This window comes from Binatus sp. (SeqCode) (assembly GCF_049584895.1).
In the GTDB taxonomy this organism is placed as follows: domain Bacteria; phylum Desulfobacterota; class Binatia; order Binatales; family Binataceae; genus Binatus.
This window is the reverse complement of sequence record NZ_JBAUYR010000030.1, coordinates 123,881-141,859: the sequence shown is the minus strand read 5'-3', so window position 1 is coordinate 141,859 and position 17,979 is coordinate 123,881. Positions and strand designations below refer to the sequence as shown.

17 protein-coding genes and 1 pseudogene are annotated in these 17,979 nt (G+C 61.2%); 9 read left to right on the top strand and 9 right to left on the bottom strand.

Going from position 1 to position 17,979, the window contains the following annotated elements; translation table 11 throughout:
• Window positions 1–26: 26 nt before the first annotated feature.
• The 3 genes from WB650_RS05700 to pgeF form a co-directional block, all read right to left on the bottom strand.
• Window positions 27–1,133 (bottom strand): Gfo/Idh/MocA family protein, encoded by a 1,107-nt coding sequence (locus WB650_RS05700; RefSeq protein WP_422303315.1) that lies wholly within the window; start codon window positions 1,131–1,133, stop codon window positions 27–29.
• The gene (locus WB650_RS05695) at window positions 1,133–1,294 is read right to left on the bottom strand and encodes a hypothetical protein (RefSeq protein ID WP_422303314.1); all 162 of its coding nucleotides are present in this window, start codon (window positions 1,292–1,294) and stop codon (window positions 1,133–1,135) included. Before WB650_RS05695 ends, WB650_RS05700 begins: the two co-directional genes overlap by 1 nt.
• A gap of 367 nt (window positions 1,295–1,661) precedes the next feature.
• Window positions 1,662–2,453: a peptidoglycan editing factor PgeF gene (gene pgeF / locus WB650_RS05690; protein WP_422301636.1), complete on the bottom strand. Its 792-nt coding sequence runs from the start codon at window positions 2,451–2,453 to the stop codon at window positions 1,662–1,664.
• A gap of 204 nt (window positions 2,454–2,657) precedes the next feature.
• Between pgeF and WB650_RS05685 the strand changes: the two genes are divergently transcribed.
• From WB650_RS05685 to WB650_RS05670, 4 genes are read left to right on the top strand one after another with little or no spacing between them, the layout of a single operon-like run.
• Window positions 2,658–2,879 carry a hypothetical protein gene (locus WB650_RS05685; RefSeq protein ID WP_422301634.1) on the top strand — a complete coding sequence of 74 codons (222 nt, stop codon included), beginning with the start codon at window positions 2,658–2,660 and terminating at the stop codon, window positions 2,877–2,879.
• A 16-nt stretch (window positions 2,880–2,895) separates the two neighbouring features.
• A complete protein-coding gene (uvrA, locus tag WB650_RS05680; RefSeq protein ID WP_422301632.1) occupies window positions 2,896–5,814 on the top strand; it encodes an excinuclease ABC subunit UvrA in 2,919 nt (972 codons plus the stop codon).
• A gap of 40 nt (window positions 5,815–5,854) precedes the next feature.
• A complete protein-coding gene (locus tag WB650_RS05675) occupies window positions 5,855–6,004 on the top strand; it encodes a hypothetical protein (RefSeq protein WP_422301630.1) in 150 nt (49 codons plus the stop codon).
• A 22-nt stretch (window positions 6,005–6,026) separates the two neighbouring features.
• Entirely contained in the window at window positions 6,027–6,422 is a 396-nt protein-coding gene (locus WB650_RS05670) for a DUF302 domain-containing protein (RefSeq protein ID WP_422301629.1), read from the top strand.
• 145 nt (window positions 6,423–6,567) lie between these two features.
• On the opposite strand, the pseudogene WB650_RS05665 reads toward WB650_RS05670, so the two are convergent.
• Window positions 6,568–8,872 (bottom strand): annotated as a pseudogene (locus WB650_RS05665) (FdhF/YdeP family oxidoreductase).
• A gap of 161 nt (window positions 8,873–9,033) precedes the next feature.
• Between WB650_RS05665 and WB650_RS05660 the strand changes: the two are divergent.
• Window positions 9,034–9,930, top strand: coding sequence for an RluA family pseudouridine synthase (locus WB650_RS05660; RefSeq protein WP_422301625.1), 897 nt, complete (start codon window positions 9,034–9,036; stop codon window positions 9,928–9,930).
• A 112-nt stretch (window positions 9,931–10,042) separates the two neighbouring features.
• Here the strand turns inward: WB650_RS05660 and WB650_RS05655 are convergent, their stop codons facing one another.
• The gene (locus WB650_RS05655; protein ID WP_422301623.1) at window positions 10,043–10,603 is read right to left on the bottom strand and encodes a hypothetical protein; all 561 of its coding nucleotides are present in this window, start codon (window positions 10,601–10,603) and stop codon (window positions 10,043–10,045) included.
• 229 nt (window positions 10,604–10,832) lie between these two features.
• Here WB650_RS05655 and WB650_RS05650 point away from each other — a divergent pair, with 229 nt between their 5' ends.
• A complete protein-coding gene (locus WB650_RS05650) occupies window positions 10,833–12,785 on the top strand; it encodes a TolC family protein (protein ID WP_423959736.1) in 1,953 nt (650 codons plus the stop codon).
• A 136-nt stretch (window positions 12,786–12,921) separates the two neighbouring features.
• Here the strand turns inward: WB650_RS05650 and WB650_RS05645 are convergent, their stop codons facing one another.
• The 4 genes from WB650_RS05645 to WB650_RS05630 all read right to left on the bottom strand — a co-directional run bounded on the left by WB650_RS05645 (window position 12,922) and on the right by WB650_RS05630 (window position 15,553).
• Window positions 12,922–13,275 (bottom strand): hypothetical protein, encoded by a 354-nt coding sequence (locus WB650_RS05645; RefSeq protein ID WP_423959734.1) that lies wholly within the window; start codon window positions 13,273–13,275, stop codon window positions 12,922–12,924.
• 1 nt (window position 13,276) lies between these two features.
• The gene (locus WB650_RS05640; RefSeq protein WP_422301552.1) at window positions 13,277–13,783 is read right to left on the bottom strand and encodes a hypothetical protein; all 507 of its coding nucleotides are present in this window, start codon (window positions 13,781–13,783) and stop codon (window positions 13,277–13,279) included.
• A gap of 125 nt (window positions 13,784–13,908) precedes the next feature.
• Window positions 13,909–14,319: a nuclear transport factor 2 family protein gene (locus WB650_RS05635; protein ID WP_422301550.1), complete on the bottom strand. Its 411-nt coding sequence runs from the start codon at window positions 14,317–14,319 to the stop codon at window positions 13,909–13,911.
• A gap of 19 nt (window positions 14,320–14,338) precedes the next feature.
• Entirely contained in the window at window positions 14,339–15,553 is a 1,215-nt protein-coding gene (locus WB650_RS05630; RefSeq protein WP_422301548.1) for a CaiB/BaiF CoA transferase family protein, read from the bottom strand.
• 59 nt (window positions 15,554–15,612) lie between these two features.
• Between WB650_RS05630 and WB650_RS05625 the strand changes: the two genes are divergently transcribed.
• From WB650_RS05625 to purM, 3 genes are read left to right on the top strand one after another with little or no spacing between them, the layout of a single operon-like run.
• A complete protein-coding gene (locus WB650_RS05625) occupies window positions 15,613–16,359 on the top strand; it encodes a ComF family protein (RefSeq protein WP_423959731.1) in 747 nt (248 codons plus the stop codon).
• On the top strand, window positions 16,356–16,931 hold the full coding sequence (locus WB650_RS05620; RefSeq protein WP_422301544.1) for a class I SAM-dependent methyltransferase: 576 nt from the start codon (window positions 16,356–16,358) through the stop codon (window positions 16,929–16,931). Before WB650_RS05625 ends, WB650_RS05620 begins: the two co-directional genes overlap by 4 nt.
• Complete coding sequence (gene purM / locus WB650_RS05615) at window positions 16,928–17,965, top strand: phosphoribosylformylglycinamidine cyclo-ligase (protein ID WP_422301556.1); 1,038 nt, start codon at window positions 16,928–16,930, stop codon at window positions 17,963–17,965. Before WB650_RS05620 ends, purM begins: the two co-directional genes overlap by 4 nt.
• Window positions 17,966–17,979 lie beyond the last annotated feature (14 nt).

The window sequence follows — 17,979 nt, the reverse complement described above, 5'->3', positions numbered from 1 at the left end:
AATGCATCCTCACTTGAAGTAACACTTTAACTTTTTAATTGTACCGGAACTCCCGTCCGCGCCGACTCGTAAGCCGCCTCGACCAGACGCTGCGCCGCGACCCCAGCCGCAAATTCAGGATCCGGATTGCACGCGCCCTTGAGCGCGGCGATAAAGGTCGCGTCTTCGGCGGCGTACGGAATCATCAGCCGATCCTTGATTGGCGTCAGGTACGGGCGCTCGCGCAGAATCTTTTCAGTGAAACGGTCCATCACTTCGCTGCTGCTCAGTGTCTCCTCGTTCGCACCCGAGCCGCGCTGAAAAACAATCGGCCCGAGCGTATCGGCGTCGCATGCAACAAACAAGTTCTCGGTGAAAACTTCCAGTCGGCGATTACTCGGCCGCGCGATCATCCGATGCCAGATGGAAGTGAGCTGGCCATGCGCACCGCCGGCGAATTCCATCGAGGTCGCGCCGAAATCCTCGACGCCATCGGCGCCGTTCAGGTTGCGGGTGCGGCAATAGAGACTGGCAACGGGACCGAACATCCACGTCAGCAGATCGAAATCGTGAACGCTGTGCTCGATTAGAGTGCCGCCGGCGGTCAGCGACGGATCGTTGCGCCACGCGCTCGCATGCGCACCGCGGGTCGGAAAATCCTGATCGTCGCGGATGGTGACGCTGAGCAATCTGCCGCCATCCGGCTCTTCGAACATCGCTTTGATCACGTTGTAGACGGGCGAAAAGCGCAGCACGAGTCCGACCTGGCTAATTACGTCGGACGCCTTTATCGCCGCCGCCATGACAGATGCTTCCGCCGTGGTCATCGCAAGCGGTTTCTCGCAGAAAATATGTTTCCCGGCCTCCGCCGCGGCAATACAGATCGTGCGATGCATCGCGGTCGGCGTGCAGATCCACACCGCGTCGATCGAGGGATCCGCGATAATCTCTTCGGCCGACTCGAGCGCTTTAGCGCCCTGCCATCTCGCCGCAAGATTCTCAGCCGCCGCGTGAGATATGTCGGCGACTGAAACCACCCGCACGCTCTGCTCGGTGCGGTCGGCGACGTATCGGAGCATCATCGAATGCAACTGGCCGATGAGGCCGGCGCCGATAAGTCCGACTCGAATCTGTCCGGTTATTGGAGTTGGCATCAGGAGTTTCCGGATTTTTCCTCGCGGCGCAGCTTTTCCAGCTCGCGCTCGCGCTTGTACTTGGTCGGGTCTTCGATCGTTTTCGACGGCGGCGCCATCGGCTTGCGGATTTTCTTAATCAGTCCGCCGGGGCGAAGTTTTTTTGGTTTGCGTTGAGGCATATCGGCACTGGTTCAGGTCGCCTAGGCGGCGAAATGGCGCAATTTTGAGTCATCGAGATCGCGCGAGAAGAGTAGATTCATACCATAGGTTGTGGTTTTGGGACGGGACCCATCTACGGGTAGCTTCGTTCCGTCAAAGATTGTTTTTTGATCGCAAACGTCCGGACAGAACCGGAGCGGAGACAGAATCTTTAATCGCGCGCGAGAAGACGCGCGCTGAATAAGGTCCCTCACCTTCAATCCTCTCCCTGCGGGAGAGGGGAATCGCTGCGATGGTCCATGCTGTAGAAGTAGCACAGAAAATCCGCGCGGTAAGGCGATAAAGTTCATCCCTCATTTCTCCGAAACTGAACCGGAAACCACCTATCTACTCGGCAAAGCCGATGAAGCTCATCTGGAGGCCGGTGGTCTGTCCGCCGGCGGCGCGCCGCGAGAAGAAACGGTCGGGGGCGCATCGAGTGCATGGGCCGACGCTTGCGATGTTCACCGGCGCGAGGCCGGCGCGTTCGAGCTGGTCGCGCACGACGGCGCGCAAGTCGATGAAGGCTTTGCCAGGGCGCCCTGCGCTCGTGTGATTGTGCGCGCCGTCAATCTCGCGGCCGAAGCGATCGCCCAGCTCGGCGTCAACTTCGAAGCAACACGGCCCGATTGACGGGCCCATCGCAGCGCGAATGTCGGAGGCATGAGCGCCGAGTTGGACCATCGCGCGGATGCCCACATCGGCGATATCCGCGATGACTCCGCGCCATCCTGCATGCAGCGCGGCGGCTATTTTGCGTTTCGGATCCACCATCAGTATGGGGACGCAGTCGGCGGTGAAGATTCCCAGCATGACGCCAGGTTCGGCCGTGACGATGCCATCGCCCGCCGGACGGAGCGTCGCAGTGTCGCGTGTCGCGGCGTGAACGAGGTTGCCATGCACCTGGTTGAGGCGCGCGACCAGCTTGAGATCCGGCACCTCGCGACGAAGGCGTTCCCAATTCTGATCGACGGCGCGATCGTCGTCGCCGACCCAATACGAAAGATTCATCGAGGCGAACGCGCCCGTGCTGACGCCGCCCATGCGCCCGATAAATCCGTGGCAGATTGAGGCGTCGGGCCACGCGCGGATGATTTCAATCTTAGCGGGATTCCGCGACGGTTCTGTCTGAGTGTCCACTTGAAGATAACCTATACCTCTCGCGCCGGTGCGAAAATATCGCGATCGGGTTAGCGCCGGCTACGCCGAGAAGAGCCGGGATTTCTTCGCTTCGCGGAATCCGCTCTGAATGAGACAAGGCTGAGGATATTTTCATCGGCTCTGATGATCCACGCGGGCGGATAACCTATAATTTTGATCTTTGGAATTGAGGTTTTAGCGCCTATGAACGGCTACGAATACCTGGTGGCGCGAAATCGCCTGATGCAACGGCTCGAAGAGGAACTGGCGCGGCTCGCTCCGCTGCCGGTGGCCGAGCGCGAGGCCGAAACCCGGCGCATCCAGGCGAAGTTCGACGTCCAGCTTGCCGAGATGTACGCAAAAGTCGCCGACGAATATCCTGGCGAGCGTAAGAAAAAAGCGCGCCCGATCGTAGACCCTCGGTAAGTGGTTGGGAGCAAGCTTGGATCGCTCAATCAGTATCCGGGGCGCGCGCACTCACAACCTGGCTGATATTTCGCTCGAAATTCCCCGCGAGAAGCTGACCGTGGTGACCGGAGTCTCGGGCTCCGGCAAATCCAGCCTGGTCTTCGACACCGTTTATGCGGAGGGGCAGCGGCGCTACGTGCAGAGCCTTTCGACCTACGCGCGACTGTTCCTCGAGCGGATGGAGCGGCCGGACGTCGACTCGATTTCCGAGATTCCTCCGGCGCTCGCGCTGCGCCAGAAGAATACAATCAAGAATGCGCGATCGACGGTCGGTACCGTCACCGAAATCAGCGACTATCTTCGCCTGCTTTTCGCGACCGTCGGGCATACCGTATGTCCGAAGTGCGGCGGCGAAGTCAGCCGCGACAGTGTCGAGAGTGCGGGCGCGCGAATTCTCGAGGCGCCGGGGCTGTACGTCATCCTGGCGCCGTTCGAGGCCGGGTCGCGATCGATTCCCGATGCGGCCGGCTACCTGATTCAGAACGGGTACCATCGGCTTTATGCCAACGATGCGATCACCGAGACCGCGGAGTTCGCCGCGCGCGCAATTGCGGCCGAAGCGCATAACGGTACAGCACCACCGATCGACAATACGATGATGGTCGTCGTCGATCGGATTTCGGTGAACAATGAAAGCGAAGGCGTGATTGAACGCGTGCGCGAGGCGCTCGAGAAGGCCTTCTACCTCGGCGGCGGGCGTGCGCGCGCCGTGCGCGTCGAGCGTGATAACGGCAATACGCATAGCGTCGGCGCGATTGATTTCGATCGTCGCTTCAACTGCTCGCGATGCGCGACCGCGTTTGCCGAACCGACCACTGCGCTGTTTTCGTCGAACAGCCCAATCGGCGCGTGTCCCGAATGCGAAGGCTTCGGCCGCACAGTCGAGCTCGATCTCGACAAGGTGATTCCGGATCACACCCGGTCGATGCGCAACGGACTGGTCGCGCCGTGGCGGACGCCGGCGTATCGCGAGATGAACGACTGGATGCTGAAGCTGGCGCGGCGCAGAAAAATCCGCACGTCGGCTCCCTTTCGCGAGATGACCGACGAGGAGCGCACCTGGTTGCTCGACGGCGACGAAGGGCCGCGCGCGAAGTGGGACGAAGACAAGTGGCCGGGCGTCCACGGCTTCTTCAAGTGGCTCGAAGGGCGGCGCTACAAGACTCACGTGCGGATTCTGCTCGCGAAGTATCGCCGCTTCGTCACCTGTCCGGCGTGCGGCGGCGCCAAGCTGAAGGCCGAAGCGCTCAACGTGCTGGTTGACGGCAGGTCGATCGCTGACGTCGGACGGCTCTCTATTCGCGACCTCGTCACGTGGCTCGACAAAATCGAATCGATCGCCGAAGTCGCGACGCGCGCGGCGGTCGTGATGCGCGAGTTGCGCAATCGCGTCAGCTACCTGGTCGAAGTCGGGCTCGGCTACCTTACGGTCGAGCGGCAGGCGCGCACGCTGTCTGGCGGCGAGGCGCAGCGGATTCATCTCGCGAGCGCGCTCGGCAGCGTGCTGGTCGGGACGCTCTACGCCCTCGACGAGCCTACGGTCGGCCTGCACGCGGCGGACGCGCGGCGGCTGCTCGCGGTGCTCTACAGCCTGCGCGACTTCGGCAACACGGTGGTCGTCGTCGAGCACGATCCCGCGATGATCGCGGGCGCCGATCACGTCGTCGAGCTTGGCCCGGGCGGCGGCAGCGAAGGCGGCGAGCTGACTTACTCGGGACCGCCGGCGAAGGCGACGCTGGACAGCATGGCGTCGTCGCCGGGACGCGTCCTGCTGATGCGCGCGCTGGCGAAACGGCGCAAGTTCACCAGGCACGATCCCGCGATTCGAATCGTGGGCGCGAGCGAGCACAATCTCGCCGGCATCGACGTCGCGCTCCCGGCTGGCCGCATGATTTGCGTAACAGGAGTTTCCGGATCGGGAAAATCGACGCTGGTCGAAGACGTGCTCTACAACAACTACCTGCGCCGATCGGGCAACACGTCGGCGGAGCCCGGTGAATGCGAACGGATCGACGGCCTCGAGCTGATTGGCGAGATGGTGCACATGGGGCAGGAGTTGCCGACACGCTCGATGCGATCGAATCCCGCGACCTACCTGAAAATCTACGACGACATCCGCAAGCTGTTCGCCGCGAGTCCCGAGGCGCGCCGCCTCGGGGTGCAGGCGCGGCATTTTTCGTTCAACGTCACGGGCGGGCGATGCGAAAAGTGCAGCGGCACCGGCACCGTCACCATCGAGATGCATTTCATGGCGGACCTCGAAGTGAAGTGTGACGCATGCGACGGGCGCCGCTTCCAGAGCCATATTCTCGCGATCAAGCTGCGCAACTACAGCATCAACCAGGTGCTCGATCTGACGGTCGAGGATGCGCGCGCGTTTTTCATCCATCATCCGGCGATCGTCAAGCGGCTCGATGCGCTGATTGCGGTGGGCCTCGGTTACATCCGGCTCGGTCAGACGACCTCGACGCTGTCGGGCGGCGAGGCGCAACGGCTCAAGCTCGCGCGCTTTCTGCTCGCGGATCTCGAACCAGCGCCGGCAGGCGAGGACGGGAAGTATCTGCCGCGGATGTTCATCCTCGACGAGCCGACCACCGGCCTCAGCTCGACCGACATCAAGCGCCTGATCAAAGTGCTCAACCGGCTGGTCACCGAGGGCAACACGCTGGTGGCGATCGAGCACAACCTCGAGTTCATCGCGAACGCCGACTATGTGATCGATCTCGGGCCCGGCGGCGGCGACGAAGGCGGGCGGATCGTGGCGACCGGTTCTCCGCTGGATATCGCAGCGTGCGAGAAGTCGGAGACTGGCCGCGAGCTGCGACGCCTGTTCGGATTGCCCGAACGCGGACGGCAAGTCCGTTCTGCATTGCGTACGGCGGCGGGAGTATAGTGATGAAGGGGAAGGAGGAAGAATGCGGGGACGCAATCGTATGGCTCGGGGTGCAACGCAACTCGGCTTCGTGGATATTCTCACGGCAGCAATCCTGCTCGGGATTCTGCTGTACGCCGCGACCCTCCAATTCTCCGTGTACAATCATCCGCCGACCGCGGCTCCCACAGGCGCTGCCGCGAGCAAGTAGCACCGCAGGCTCGGAGGTATCTATGGCGCTCAGCAAGGGTAACGGGATCGTCGAGATACCCAGCAATCATTCGGTGGACGATACGGTGGAGAGGCTGAGGACAATCCTTGAGGCGAAGGGCGTCGCGATCTTCGCGATAGTCGATCACAGCGGAGAAGCGGCGAAGGCGGGATTGAAGATGCCTCCGACGAAGTTGTTGATCTTCGGGAGCCCCAAGGCTGGCACACCGGTTATGCTGGCCGCTCCGAGTATCGCGATCGATTTGCCGCTTAAGATTCTGGTCCGGGAAGACAGCCAAGGGAGAGTCTGGGTCTCCTACAACAGTCCGGAGTATCTGCGGGAGCGTCACGGCGTACCGGCTGATTTGATGCAGAACATCGCAGTGGCGGAGACCTTGGCATCCAAGGCGAGTGAGTAGCTCCGGGCGACTACGCTTGCGCTTCCATCAATCATGAGCGGCGCGCGGCATGCTCTCATACCGGTTCTGTGGCCGCGCCCGAATCGCGATGTTAGCAGAACACTCTCACGGTGTTGCGCGAGGCGACTTTATTTCGTGGTCACTCTCAATTTTTCAGTGTTGATTGTGGCTTCAAGACTACTGGGATGCCTTTTGCGCTAGGAGTGCCTGACAGAGGGTCACGGAGACTCAACGGCAACAGTGGATTGGTCTCAGGGTAGTACGCTGCGCAGGAACCATCGGGGATGTTGTAGCGTACTATTTTGAAACCGTGAACGACGCGATCGGTTCCGTCTGATGACACTGTATGTATGTCCACGCGATCCTCTGGCGCCAGCCCACGCCTTTTAATCTCCCTGTCGTTTAGAAAGAGCACGTCGCGCTGATTGTATACGCCTCGATACCGATCGTTGTTGCTGTAGATGGTTGAGTTGTACTGGTCGTGGCTGCGAAGAGTGCTCAGCCAAAGTACGTCCGGATTGTTTTGATGCTTATCCTCATCCAGTCCCGCGAATAGCATGAAGTTTGCCTTGCCGTTCGGAGTCATCCAGATTCTCTCGCTTGCGGCATTGGCCAGGCGAAAGCCGCCGGGCACTTTGATGCGCGCGTTGAAGGCCTGAAAAATCGGAAAGACCGCTTCGATCTTATCTCGAATGCGAGCGTAGTCTTCGACCAGCCACTCCCATGGCACGACCGATTTGTCGCCGAGCGTTGCGCGCGCCATGCTCGCAACGATCCACGGCTCCGAACGCAGATGAGGACTCGCTGGTGCGACCACTCCGCGCGACGCCTGCACTACAGACATAGAGTCTTCGATAGTGACCTCCTGCACTGTGCCGTTGGGTGCTCGATCTACTTCAGAGCGTGCCAGACATGGGAGGATCAAAGAATTGCGGCCATGTACAAGGTGAGTCCTATTCAACTTAGTGGCGATACTTACTGTAAGGTTGAGTTTGCGGAATGCGTCACTGGTCAAAGGAGTATCAGGTGAAGCAGCTATGAAATTGCCGCCCAGGCTGATGAAGGCTTTTGCCTCGCCCCGCATGATCGCATCGAGAGCATGGACGACATCGTGTCCGTGATCTCGTGGCGGGTTGAAGCCAAAGACCTTTTGCAATTGATCCAGAAATTCGTTGCTCGGTCGTTCACTGATGCCTACAGTGCGATCGCCCTGTACGTTGGAGTGTCCCCGCACCGGGACGATGCCGGCGCCCGGCCTACCGATGTTCCCGCGCAGCAGCAGCAGGTTCAGGATCTGCTGCACGTTTTGAGTGCCGCGAAAGTGTTGCGTGATACCCATGCCGAAGCAGGCCATGACGTTGTTGGCCTTGAGATAGACCTGGGCCGCCTCTTCGAGCTGGGCGCGAGATAGTCCCGACTGCTTCTCGATTGCAGCCCACGGCGTTGCCCTCAGATCTGCGCATAGGGCTTCAAACCCGGCGGTGTGACCCTGGATAAATTCGATATCGAGAACGCGCGGCTGATCCTCGCGAACTGCACGATCATCGGCATCGATGGCGGCCTTCATGATGCCCTTCAGGGCCGCGGTGTCGCCGCCAATTTTGACCTGGTAATAGTGAGTGGCGATCGGCGTCGATCTCATCGTCGCCATCTCGAGCACGCTCTGCGGTTGCTGAAAACGCTCCAGCGCTCTCTCACGCAACGGATTCAGGACGACGATCTCCGCGCCACGGCGGGCAGCATTGTGCAACTCGGTCATCATGCGAGGGCTGTTGGTCCCGGTGTTCTGCCCGATAACGAAAATCAGATCGGCGTGATTGAAGTCTTCGAGCGTGCAGGTACCCTTGCCGACTCCTATCGCCGGAGGAAGTCCCTGGCTGGTAGGTTCGTGACAATAGTTGGAACAATCCGGGAAGTTATTCGCCCCATATTCTCTCGCGAACAGTTGATATAGGAACGCCGCCTCGTTGCTCGATCGGCCGGAGGTATAGAACTCCACCTGTTTAGGATTGGACAATGCGCGGAGTTCTTTTCCGATCAGAGCGAAAGCTTTGTCCCACTCTATCGGTACGTAGTGATCCGTATCTCGGTCGTAGAATAAAGGATGAGTGATACGGCCCTGCTGCTCCAGCCAGTAGTCAGACTGGCGGCTGAGGTCGGCTACTGAATGCCGGGCGAAGAATTCCGGAGTCGCGCGTTTGGCGGTGATCTTCCCATGCCACGGCCTTGGCGCCGTTCTCGCAAATCACCAAAGGGTCAGCATGCGCGGGTGATGGATCAGGCCAGGCGCAACTCGAGCACTTGAACCCACCTGGTTTGTTCATGTGGTAGAGGGCCAGCGCTCCTTTGAACAAGACTTTCTGTTCCATGAGCACTTTGCCGGTCGCGATGGTCGCTCCCCATCCGCCACCGGGCTCATGATATGGCTTGATTCGCGGTTTCCGGCTCATGGTCCTACCGTGGTTGGTGTGGCGCAGCCTTCTCGAACGGTACGACTCCAACGATTCCGGGTCCAGCGGAATGAGTCCGCGCGCGGATTCAGCGCGAAGACGAGCAGCTTCGAATGGGGTATATTCGCTGGTTCGTCTACTCGAAAGCCCGGTCAATTATTTTGCCTGACGCAGAAAAAGAACGGCTTGATCACTATCTCGTGCGGACTCGGTTTGCGCCGTCGCGGCGCGTTGCGCAGGAGTTGGTTGAGCGCGGGTTGGTGCGAATCAACGGGCGGCGCTCGAAGAAAAGCGAAATCGTCAGTAGCGACGATCGGATCGAGGTTGCCGCGACCAATCGCCGCGCCGTAATCGAGCCGAATGCCGACCTCGCGCTCGAAGTTCTTCACGAGGATGCGGCGGTGATCGTCGTGAACAAACCCGGCGGCATGCCGTGCCATCCGCTCCATGCCGAGGAGCGCGACACTGTGATGAATGCGGTCGTTGTGCGCTTTCCCGACGTCGCGACCGTGGGGGAGAAACCGCTTGAAGGCGGACTGCTGCATCGGCTCGACAACGGCACGTCGGGCGCGCTGCTGATTGCGCGCAATCGCGGGACGTTCGACAAATTGCGCGACGCGATTCGCGCGGGACGAATCGCCCGGCGCTATGAGGCGCTGGTCGCCGGCGCGCTCGAGCACAAGACCGAGATCGATACGCCGATCGCGCATCATGCGAAGAACGCGCGCAAGATGATCATCGGCGATCGGTCGAGTGCCAATCCGAAGCGCGCGGGCCGTGCCGCGAGCACTGTGGTCGAGCCGATCCGACGCCTCGGCGAGTTCACACTGTTATCGATCGCGCCGAAGACCGGCAGCCGCCATCAGATTCGCGTGCATCTCGCGAGCATCGGACATCCTATCGTCGGCGATGTGCTCTACGGCGGACCCGCAAGCGACACTCTCGCGCACGGGCGCTTCTGGCTGCATCTATGCGATGTGGCGTTCGACTCGCCGGCGGTCGGTCACGTCAAGGTGACCGCGCCTATCCCGGAAGACCTGAAGAAGTTGATCGAGTAGCCCGCTGCGTTGAAGACACGGACAGAAAAGATCCGGGATTCTTCGTCGCAGCGGCTCTGAATGACAAAGGGAACGGCGCGTCAGTTGCGCTGGATGAACAACTGGACGCGTGTCAGTTGCACGCGCATCGCGTGCATTGATTCGTCAACTGCGATTCCGTCGAGCGCGGCTGCAGGAAGCTCTGGCCTACCGACGTTGCCACCTGCGCGCGTTGCGTGAACGCCTCGCCGTTGTAGAGCGTCGGCCGCTGCTGAGTCGCCGTCGATCCCTCAGGCACTATGTACGGCGACGGCGCGTTTTCGTTCAGCAGGTAGCTTGCACACTGGGTGCGCGCAGTCTGGCTTGCGAGAACATAACTGGACGACGAGACGACGCCCGCCCACTCGGTCCAGACTCCCGGCGCCCCGCAAGTACATCGAAATGCGCGCGGCGTCGGCGCAATGCTCGCAGCCGCGAGCGGCGTGAAACCTGGAGCCGCTGCGAGAGAGGGCAGTGCTCCGATGGTCGCAAACGGCTGCGGCTGACCCGGAGCCACCGGTGCAGTCAGTGGCACCGGCCCCGGCGCCGCGGTAACTTGCGCGAATGGCTGCCGCGCAAGCCTCGATTCACTCAGCGCCAGCATAATCATCGGTGACAGGATGAGTACTAAAATTCCCAGTCTGACTGCGCGCATACCATCTCCAGGCATAAGTCGCGAAGAAATCCGGCCGCATTCGATTTCGCAAGACAAGTCTGGCGGCCTTGGATATAATCGCGACCAATTTGGCGCCGCGCAAGCGCTTTCGCTTCGATTCAGCGCCGGTAAATCGATCTCAACTGCTCAGTCCAATTGCGTAATCGGGATGTGCGGAAGTGGCGGGCCATCGCCGGTGATGGCAACAGGGACAAGGAGGTCCGTTAGTATGTCGAGAAGTAAATTCGTTTCCCTCGCAATCGTGGTTGTTTCGGTAGGGCTGATCGGAATCTCAATCGGATTCGCTCAGACTTCGTTACCAAATCCGGCTCCGTATCCAAATCCGACGAATCCGCTGAAGGTCACCGGCACGCTGCCAACCACACCCCTGCCGCCGCCGAACTTAAACGGCCCGATCCAGATGCAATCGGTGCCGGTGGGGCCACAGCCGGCGCCGCAAGGCAGCGTGCCGCCGAGCGCCGCCAACCAGTTCGAGCATCATGATGATCTGTTGAATCTCCCGCGTATCTTCGCCCATCAGTGGTCGCCGACCAAGTTGGTGGTGCCGGACAATGTGATCAGCGAACGCTACATGCGCTCTCAAGATCCGAATGCGCGCGGCCTCACGCTCAAGGAAGCCATCTACATCGCGATTCAGAACAATCCGGCATTGAAGGCGTCCCAACTCGATCCGATCGCCTCGATGGAAAGCGTGCGCGAGGCAAACGGTACTTTCGATCCCAACCTTACCGCGCAAGGCGATATCGAGAAGAGCGTTGCGCCCGTCACCTCTGCTTTGGAGACCGGTGGGGGCACCGCATACGTGCAAAAATTTTACGACTGGAACTTTGGCCTCAATAAAGTGTCGGCCATCACCAACGGCACCTGGGGCGTGACCTTCAACAACGATCGGGCGCTGTCGAATTCGCTCTTCTCCGGCGTCAATCCAAGCTACTCACCCAGCCTCGCACTCTCGCTTTCGCAGCCGTTGCTGCAGAACTTCGGCTGGGACTTCGCGACTATCAACGTCCAGATCGCAGAGTCGGGTCAGAAGCAGGCGCAATGGACTTACGGACAGGCGCTGCAGGATTTCGTGCAGAAAATCGGTGGCGACTACTGGAACGTCGTGCTCTCCGAGGAAAATCTCGACGTCGCGCGCGCCGCGCTGCGCTTCAATCTTGACCTGGTCCGCCAAAACGCCATCAGCGTCAAGGTCGGCACTCTCGCGCCCATCGATTTGCAGGAAGCGCAATCAGCGGCAGCCACTTCGGAGGCCAACGTCTACACCGCCGAAGCTAACCTGAAAAACTCACGCACCCAGCTTCGGCAGGACGTGATGCTGAATCCGTACGGCACCTTCCTGCCCGAAGAGATCCAGCCGCTCACGCGGCCCAATCCGCAGGAGCAGACCGTGGTCGATGAAGAGCGCGCGCTCGAGCTGGCAGTGCAGTACGTGCCGTCGCTCGGCAGTATGCGCGAGGCGATTCGCGACGCGTTGCTGCAAGTGAAGTTCTCTGAAAACCAGGTCCTGCCGCAGCTCAACCTCGGCGCGCAATTCGGCCTGTCTTCTACCGCCGGAACGACGCCTTGCCGAGCGCTATTCGGCGGCGCGACGACGGGAAACTGCACCATTCCCGCGGTGCCACCTGCAGTCACGCCGACTCCGGGCAGTAAACTCCCGTTCGGCGGAATCTATGGCGACGCGCTCGATCGCCTGTGGGGTTTCACCTACTACAACTACGCCGCCGTGCTCACCTTCCAGATGCCGCTGGATAACGCCGTGCCGCGCGCCGCTCTGGCGCAGGCGCGTGTGCTATACGAGCAGCAGCGCGTGCTGTATCGAGCGGCGCTGTCGCAGACGGTAGTCAACGTCGAGAGCTCGCTCGCTAATCTGTACGCGGACTATAAGCGCGCGTCCGCGACCGCGTCGGCGACGTACTATGCGCGGCAGTCGCTGCACGATGAGCAAATAAGATTCCGCGTTGGCATGGCGACCACGCACGACCTGCTGCAGTTCCAGGAAGAGGAAGTGAGCGCCGAGGGCAACCAGGTGCAGGCCGAAGTCGATCTCGAGAACGCCAAGCTCGCGCTGGCCCATTCCGACGGCACCCTGCTACGCGAGTTCAATATCAACTGGGAAGTGCTGAATCCGCACGAAGTGCCCTGGTACGCGGCTTTCTAAAGACGCGTAGTCACCGAAAACAATGCGGCGCCGGATCGTATACGCGATCCGGCGCCGCATGTTTCTGTAGCTGTCCCCCTCTCCAGAAGGGGAGGCCAGTGGGGCTAGGGGAGAGGTTTTGCGCTACCAGGAAATCTCAGCGATGGCCGCCGCCGCCATGGCCTCCTCCACCGCCATGACCACCCCCTCCGCCACCATGGTAGCCGCCACCTCCACCGCCGCCACCGTGGTAGAACTCCGTATGATGGCCGCCGCCGCTATAGTGTCCTTCCCACGCATGGCCCACCTCAAAGCCGGGATGATAGCCCCAGCCATTGCCCCAACCCCCACCCCAACCATATGAGTACGGCGCATAGCCATACGCAGGGTAACCTCCGCCATAGTAGCCGCCTTCGTCATAGCAGCCGCTCGCACCAAATCCGAGCGCTCCGATCAATATGACCGCCGCGATCATACGACCCAGCCTAGGATATCTTCCCTTGGTACTCATATCAGGGAACTCCCCAGGCCGGCTGGCCGTCATCCTTGTAGAACGCTAACCCGGCGGTCTTGCCCCCTGGAACATCGAGACTGGTTCGCAGATGCCCATTTGGCCCGTAGAGACCGAGTCCGGGTTGACCGGCGTCGCCGAGCGCCATGGTCGCGCGCACCTTGCCGTCTTGATCGTATAGGTCCACACCCGGCGTGCCGCTCGAAGCGAGATCGACGGTGATGCGTGTGCGGCCGTTGGGGTCAGAAAGATTCAGCCCGACTGCGCCGTCGGGCAAAACCCCCATCGCGCCACGCAACTTGCCGGTGCTGTCGCGCAGCAGGAATTGTTGCGCCTCCACCGTGTCCGGCACAGCGGAACTCGTCTGCGCCATCGTGAAGAGCGCGCCGCATACCAGCAACATCGCGCCGGTCATGATTCTCATGTGCTTGTTGCTGCGCTGGAGTTTAGCCTGCTGCGACTCCAGCCGTGATAGCCGCTCGATCAGCTCGCCCGTCGATTGATCCATAGTTAGTCCCTCAGGCTGCGTTGGAAAGGCGCCATGATCCCGCATAGCCGCGAGATTAACGCGCTACCAAAATGCTATCAAAATGTAAATTCGGGTCTAGGCGGAAGAGGCCCGTGCGCGAGTTCCTAATGATGCCCGAGGATCGTCACTTGGCGGCTCTCAAAGCGCCAGCCTGCGGATGTCTTGCGCAGCTTGTCGGTGTAGTAACCCACCGTGCACTGCTGCACCTTGCCGTCCTTGCAGTGGTAGTAGAGCAGGTACGATATGCCGGTTCCGCGGTCGCCGTCGAGCTCGAATGCAGGATTGGCGACGATATGTAGCACCTGCGCGCCGCCGAGCGATTCCTTGTACATCGCCGTGAACCGCTTGAGCCCATCGCGTCCGCTATGCTTGCCGAAGCGCGGGCTCTCGAACACGCCGTCCTCGGAGAAGCAATCGATCCACTCGTCGTAGCGGCCCGTATCGATCGACAGGCAGTAGCGCGCGTGCAGTACGCGGACTTCCTCGCGGTCTTCGATTGATCCTTTAATCGGCATTTGCGTCACTCCTCGACGTTCAGATCACGTTGGCCTCGCGCAGCCGCGCGACATCGTCCCACGAATATCCAAGCATCTCCGTCAGCAGCAGCTCGGTATGCTCACCAAGTTCCGGCGCATGTCCCCGCGGCTCGCCCGGCGTCGCGCTCAGCTTCACCGGCATCCCGAGCAGCGTGAGATTGCCCAGCGCGGGATGATCGTAATCAACGACATAATCGTTGGCCCTGACCTGCGGATCGTCGGGCAGGTCGGTCACCGAATTCACAATCGTGTAGATGAAGTCGCCGCGCCCCTTGAGGACTCGCATCCATTCGTTGCGCGGGCGCGTCGCAAACACCTGGTCGAATATCGCGACAACCGCCGCGGCGTTCTTGCCCCGTGTCTTGACGTCGGCAAAACGTGGATCCTCGATCAGTTCCGGCTTGCCGACAACTTCGCAAAAATCTTTCCAGTAGCGATCCGGCTGCAGCATCGCCAGCGAGATCCACTTGTCATCAGCGCATCGATAATGGTTCCATAGCGGATTGTAGGCGTTGGCGCGCGTGTTGCGCGGAAATTCCTTGCCCATGATCGTCCGTGCGACCACGTTGAGTCCCTGCAACGCCATCATCGATCCCAGGTGCGACGCATCAACTTCCTGCCCGATTCCCGTCCGCTCGCGCGCGAACAACGCCGCCAGCACTCCGTACGCCAGCATGATCGCACCCATCTGATCGGCGATACCGCCGTAGACGTATGTCGGCGCAGTGCTGCCGCTGCCGATCGCGTTCATGATTCCCGATCGCGCCTGCCCAAGGTAATCGAAGGACGGCTCGCCGCTGTCGGGCCCCTCAGGGCCGTAGCCGGACGCGCTCGCATAAATGATCCGCGGGTTGACCGCGGCGAGGTCCGCATAGCCGAGGCCCAGCCGATGCGCGACGCCCTTGCGAAAATTCTGCACGAACACGTCGCTGCGCGCGGCGAGTCGATGGACAATCTCGCGCGCCTCCGCCGTCTTCAGATTTAGGGCGATACTTTTCTTGTGCTTGTTGTTCGCCTCGAAATAATAGTTGCGCCCGCTCTTGACGGTCGCACTGCCCGCGACCGCCATGATTCCACGGCCCGGGTCGCCCCGCTCGCGCTCCTCGATCTTGATCACTTCGGCGCCCAGGTCGGCGAGCATCTGCGTGGCGACCGGCCCCTGCTGCCATATCGTCCAATCGATAATTCGAATTCCGTCAAGCGGTCCGCTCATGGCTTTCTCTATACCACAACCCTCTTGAGTTTGGGCGCCGCCAGACGGATCAATCATATATGCCCGCGCTGGCCCAAACGGTTTCGACCATCCTCGATTTTCTCTATCAGCCCAAATGCACAGCGTGCGGAACGCCACTTTTCTCAGAGCCCGGCCGCCGCGTTTGCCCGCGATGCGTCGAGCGAGTCGAGCTGGTCCCGAACCCACGCTGCGAAATATGCGGCGGACCGCTCGAGTCGGCGAGCAGTGATGCGACCCGATGCGCGAGATGCCTCGCGCAGCCGCCACGCTACCGAGTCGCACGCACTATCGCGCGCTATCGAACTACAGCCGAGGACGAGCCCGGCACCCTGCCTGCGCTGATTCGCCGCCACAAGTACGGCCTCGATCAGTCGGTCGGACGCGCGCTGGTGGAATACCTGGGCGACGAGTTGCCGGTCTCCGCCGCCGACTACGACGTCGTAATTCCGGTCCCGCTCCACTGGCGCCGCCTATGGTGGCGCGGCTTCAATCAAGCCGCCCTGCTAGCCGCCGAAGTAGCGCATCGCCTGAATCTCCCGCTCGACACCACCACGATTTCGCGCCGCCGCTACACCCCGCCCCAAACTTCGCAACACCACGACGAACGAATCAGGAACATGCGCCGCGCCTTCGTCGTCACAAATCCCGACCGCATCAAAAGTCGCCGCGTGCTAATCGTCGACGACGTAATGACCACCGGCGCCACCGTCAACGAATGCGCCCGCGTCCTCCTCCAGGCAGGCGCAACCTCCGTCGACGTCTTCACCCTCGCACGCGTGCTATGAGCGAAGCTGGATACGCTGACTGGGATGAACGTCATCGCGGGAAACCAGCCGGCGAAGTCGAGCCGTTTCTCGTAGAGATGCTCGCGCGAATTCGGCGCGGCGTCGTGCTCGACGTTGCCGCCGGTCGCGGGCGCAATGCACTCGCGCTCGCGCGCGCGGGGAACGCAATCGTAGCAGTTGACTATTCCATCGAGGCGATGCGCCTGCTCGCGGCGACTGCGCGCTGCGCGCAACTCGCCGTCTGGCCCATTGTCGCAAACTTGGATAACTTCCACCTCACGGACGAATCTTTCGACGCCATCGTGAATATAAATTTCCTCGACCGCGCGCTGTTCCCGAAATTCGAGCGCGCTCTCCGGCCCGGCGGCGTCCTGATCGCCAGCACATTTCTCGTCGACCAGGCCGCAATCGGTCACCCGCGCGATCCGCGTTTTCTGCTTGCGCACGGCGAACTCCGCCCGCTCGCAGGCAGCCTCGAGATCGAAGAGTGCCGTGAAGGCCCTGTAACCTATCCAAACGGCGATCGCGCCTTTCGCGCTTCGATGCTTGCGCGGCGGAGGACGTCCATCTGATGGCGCCCGGGATGACCTACAAAGACGCCGGCGTCGATATCGCGCTGAAGCAGCGCCTGATTCCGCTCTTCGGCTCGATCGCGAAAACGACTTCCGGCGCGCACGTCATCGGCGGCGTCGGCGGTTTCGGAGCGTTGGTCGGACTCACCGGCGCCCGCAAGATGCGCGCGCCGGTGCTGGTCGCGGGCACCGACAGCGTCGGCACCAAGCTGATGATCGCGTTCCAGACCGGGCGCCACGACACCGTCGGCATCGACTGCGTCGCGATGTGCGTCAACGACATCATCTGTCACGCCGCCCGCCCCCTGTTTTTTCTCGATTACATCGGCTCCGGCAAGCTCGAGAAGAAAATCGCGCTCGATATCGTCAAGGGCGTCGCCCGCGGATGCGATCAAGCGGGCATGAGTCTGGTCGGCGGCGAGACCGCGCAGCTCAGCGGACTTTACAAGCCCGGCGAGTATGACCTCGCGGGCTTCGCAGTTGGAATCGTCGAACGCGCGCGAATCCCCGAGCCGTCGAGCGTCCGCCCCGGCGACGCACTGATCGGAATCGCATCCAGCGGACTTCACTCCAACGGCTTTTCACTGGTGCGCCGGGTGGTGCAGCGCGCGAAACTTAAACTCGGCGTGCACGTCGACGAACTCGGATGCTCACTCGGGGAAGAACTCCTGCGCCCCACGCTCATCTATGCAAAAGTCGTGGGCGAACTTTTCGAGCGCTTCAAAATAAACGGCCTTGCGAATATCACCGGCGGCGGCGTGCTCGAAAATCTGCCGCGCGTGATGCCCAAGGATGCTCGCGCGATAATCGAGCGGGGCAGCTGGCCGACCCCACCGATTTTCGGATTGATTCAGCGGCTCGGCAAAATCTCGCGCGCCGAAATGGATCGCACTTTCAACAACGGCCTCGGGATGGTCGCGATTGTGCCCGTGCGCGAGGCCGATCGCGTCGTCGCTCACTTGCGCCGCCGCGAATATGCGGCGTATGTTATCGGCGAGGTGAAGTGCGGTAAACAGGGAGTTTCGATTCGCTGAGCCGTAATCAATTC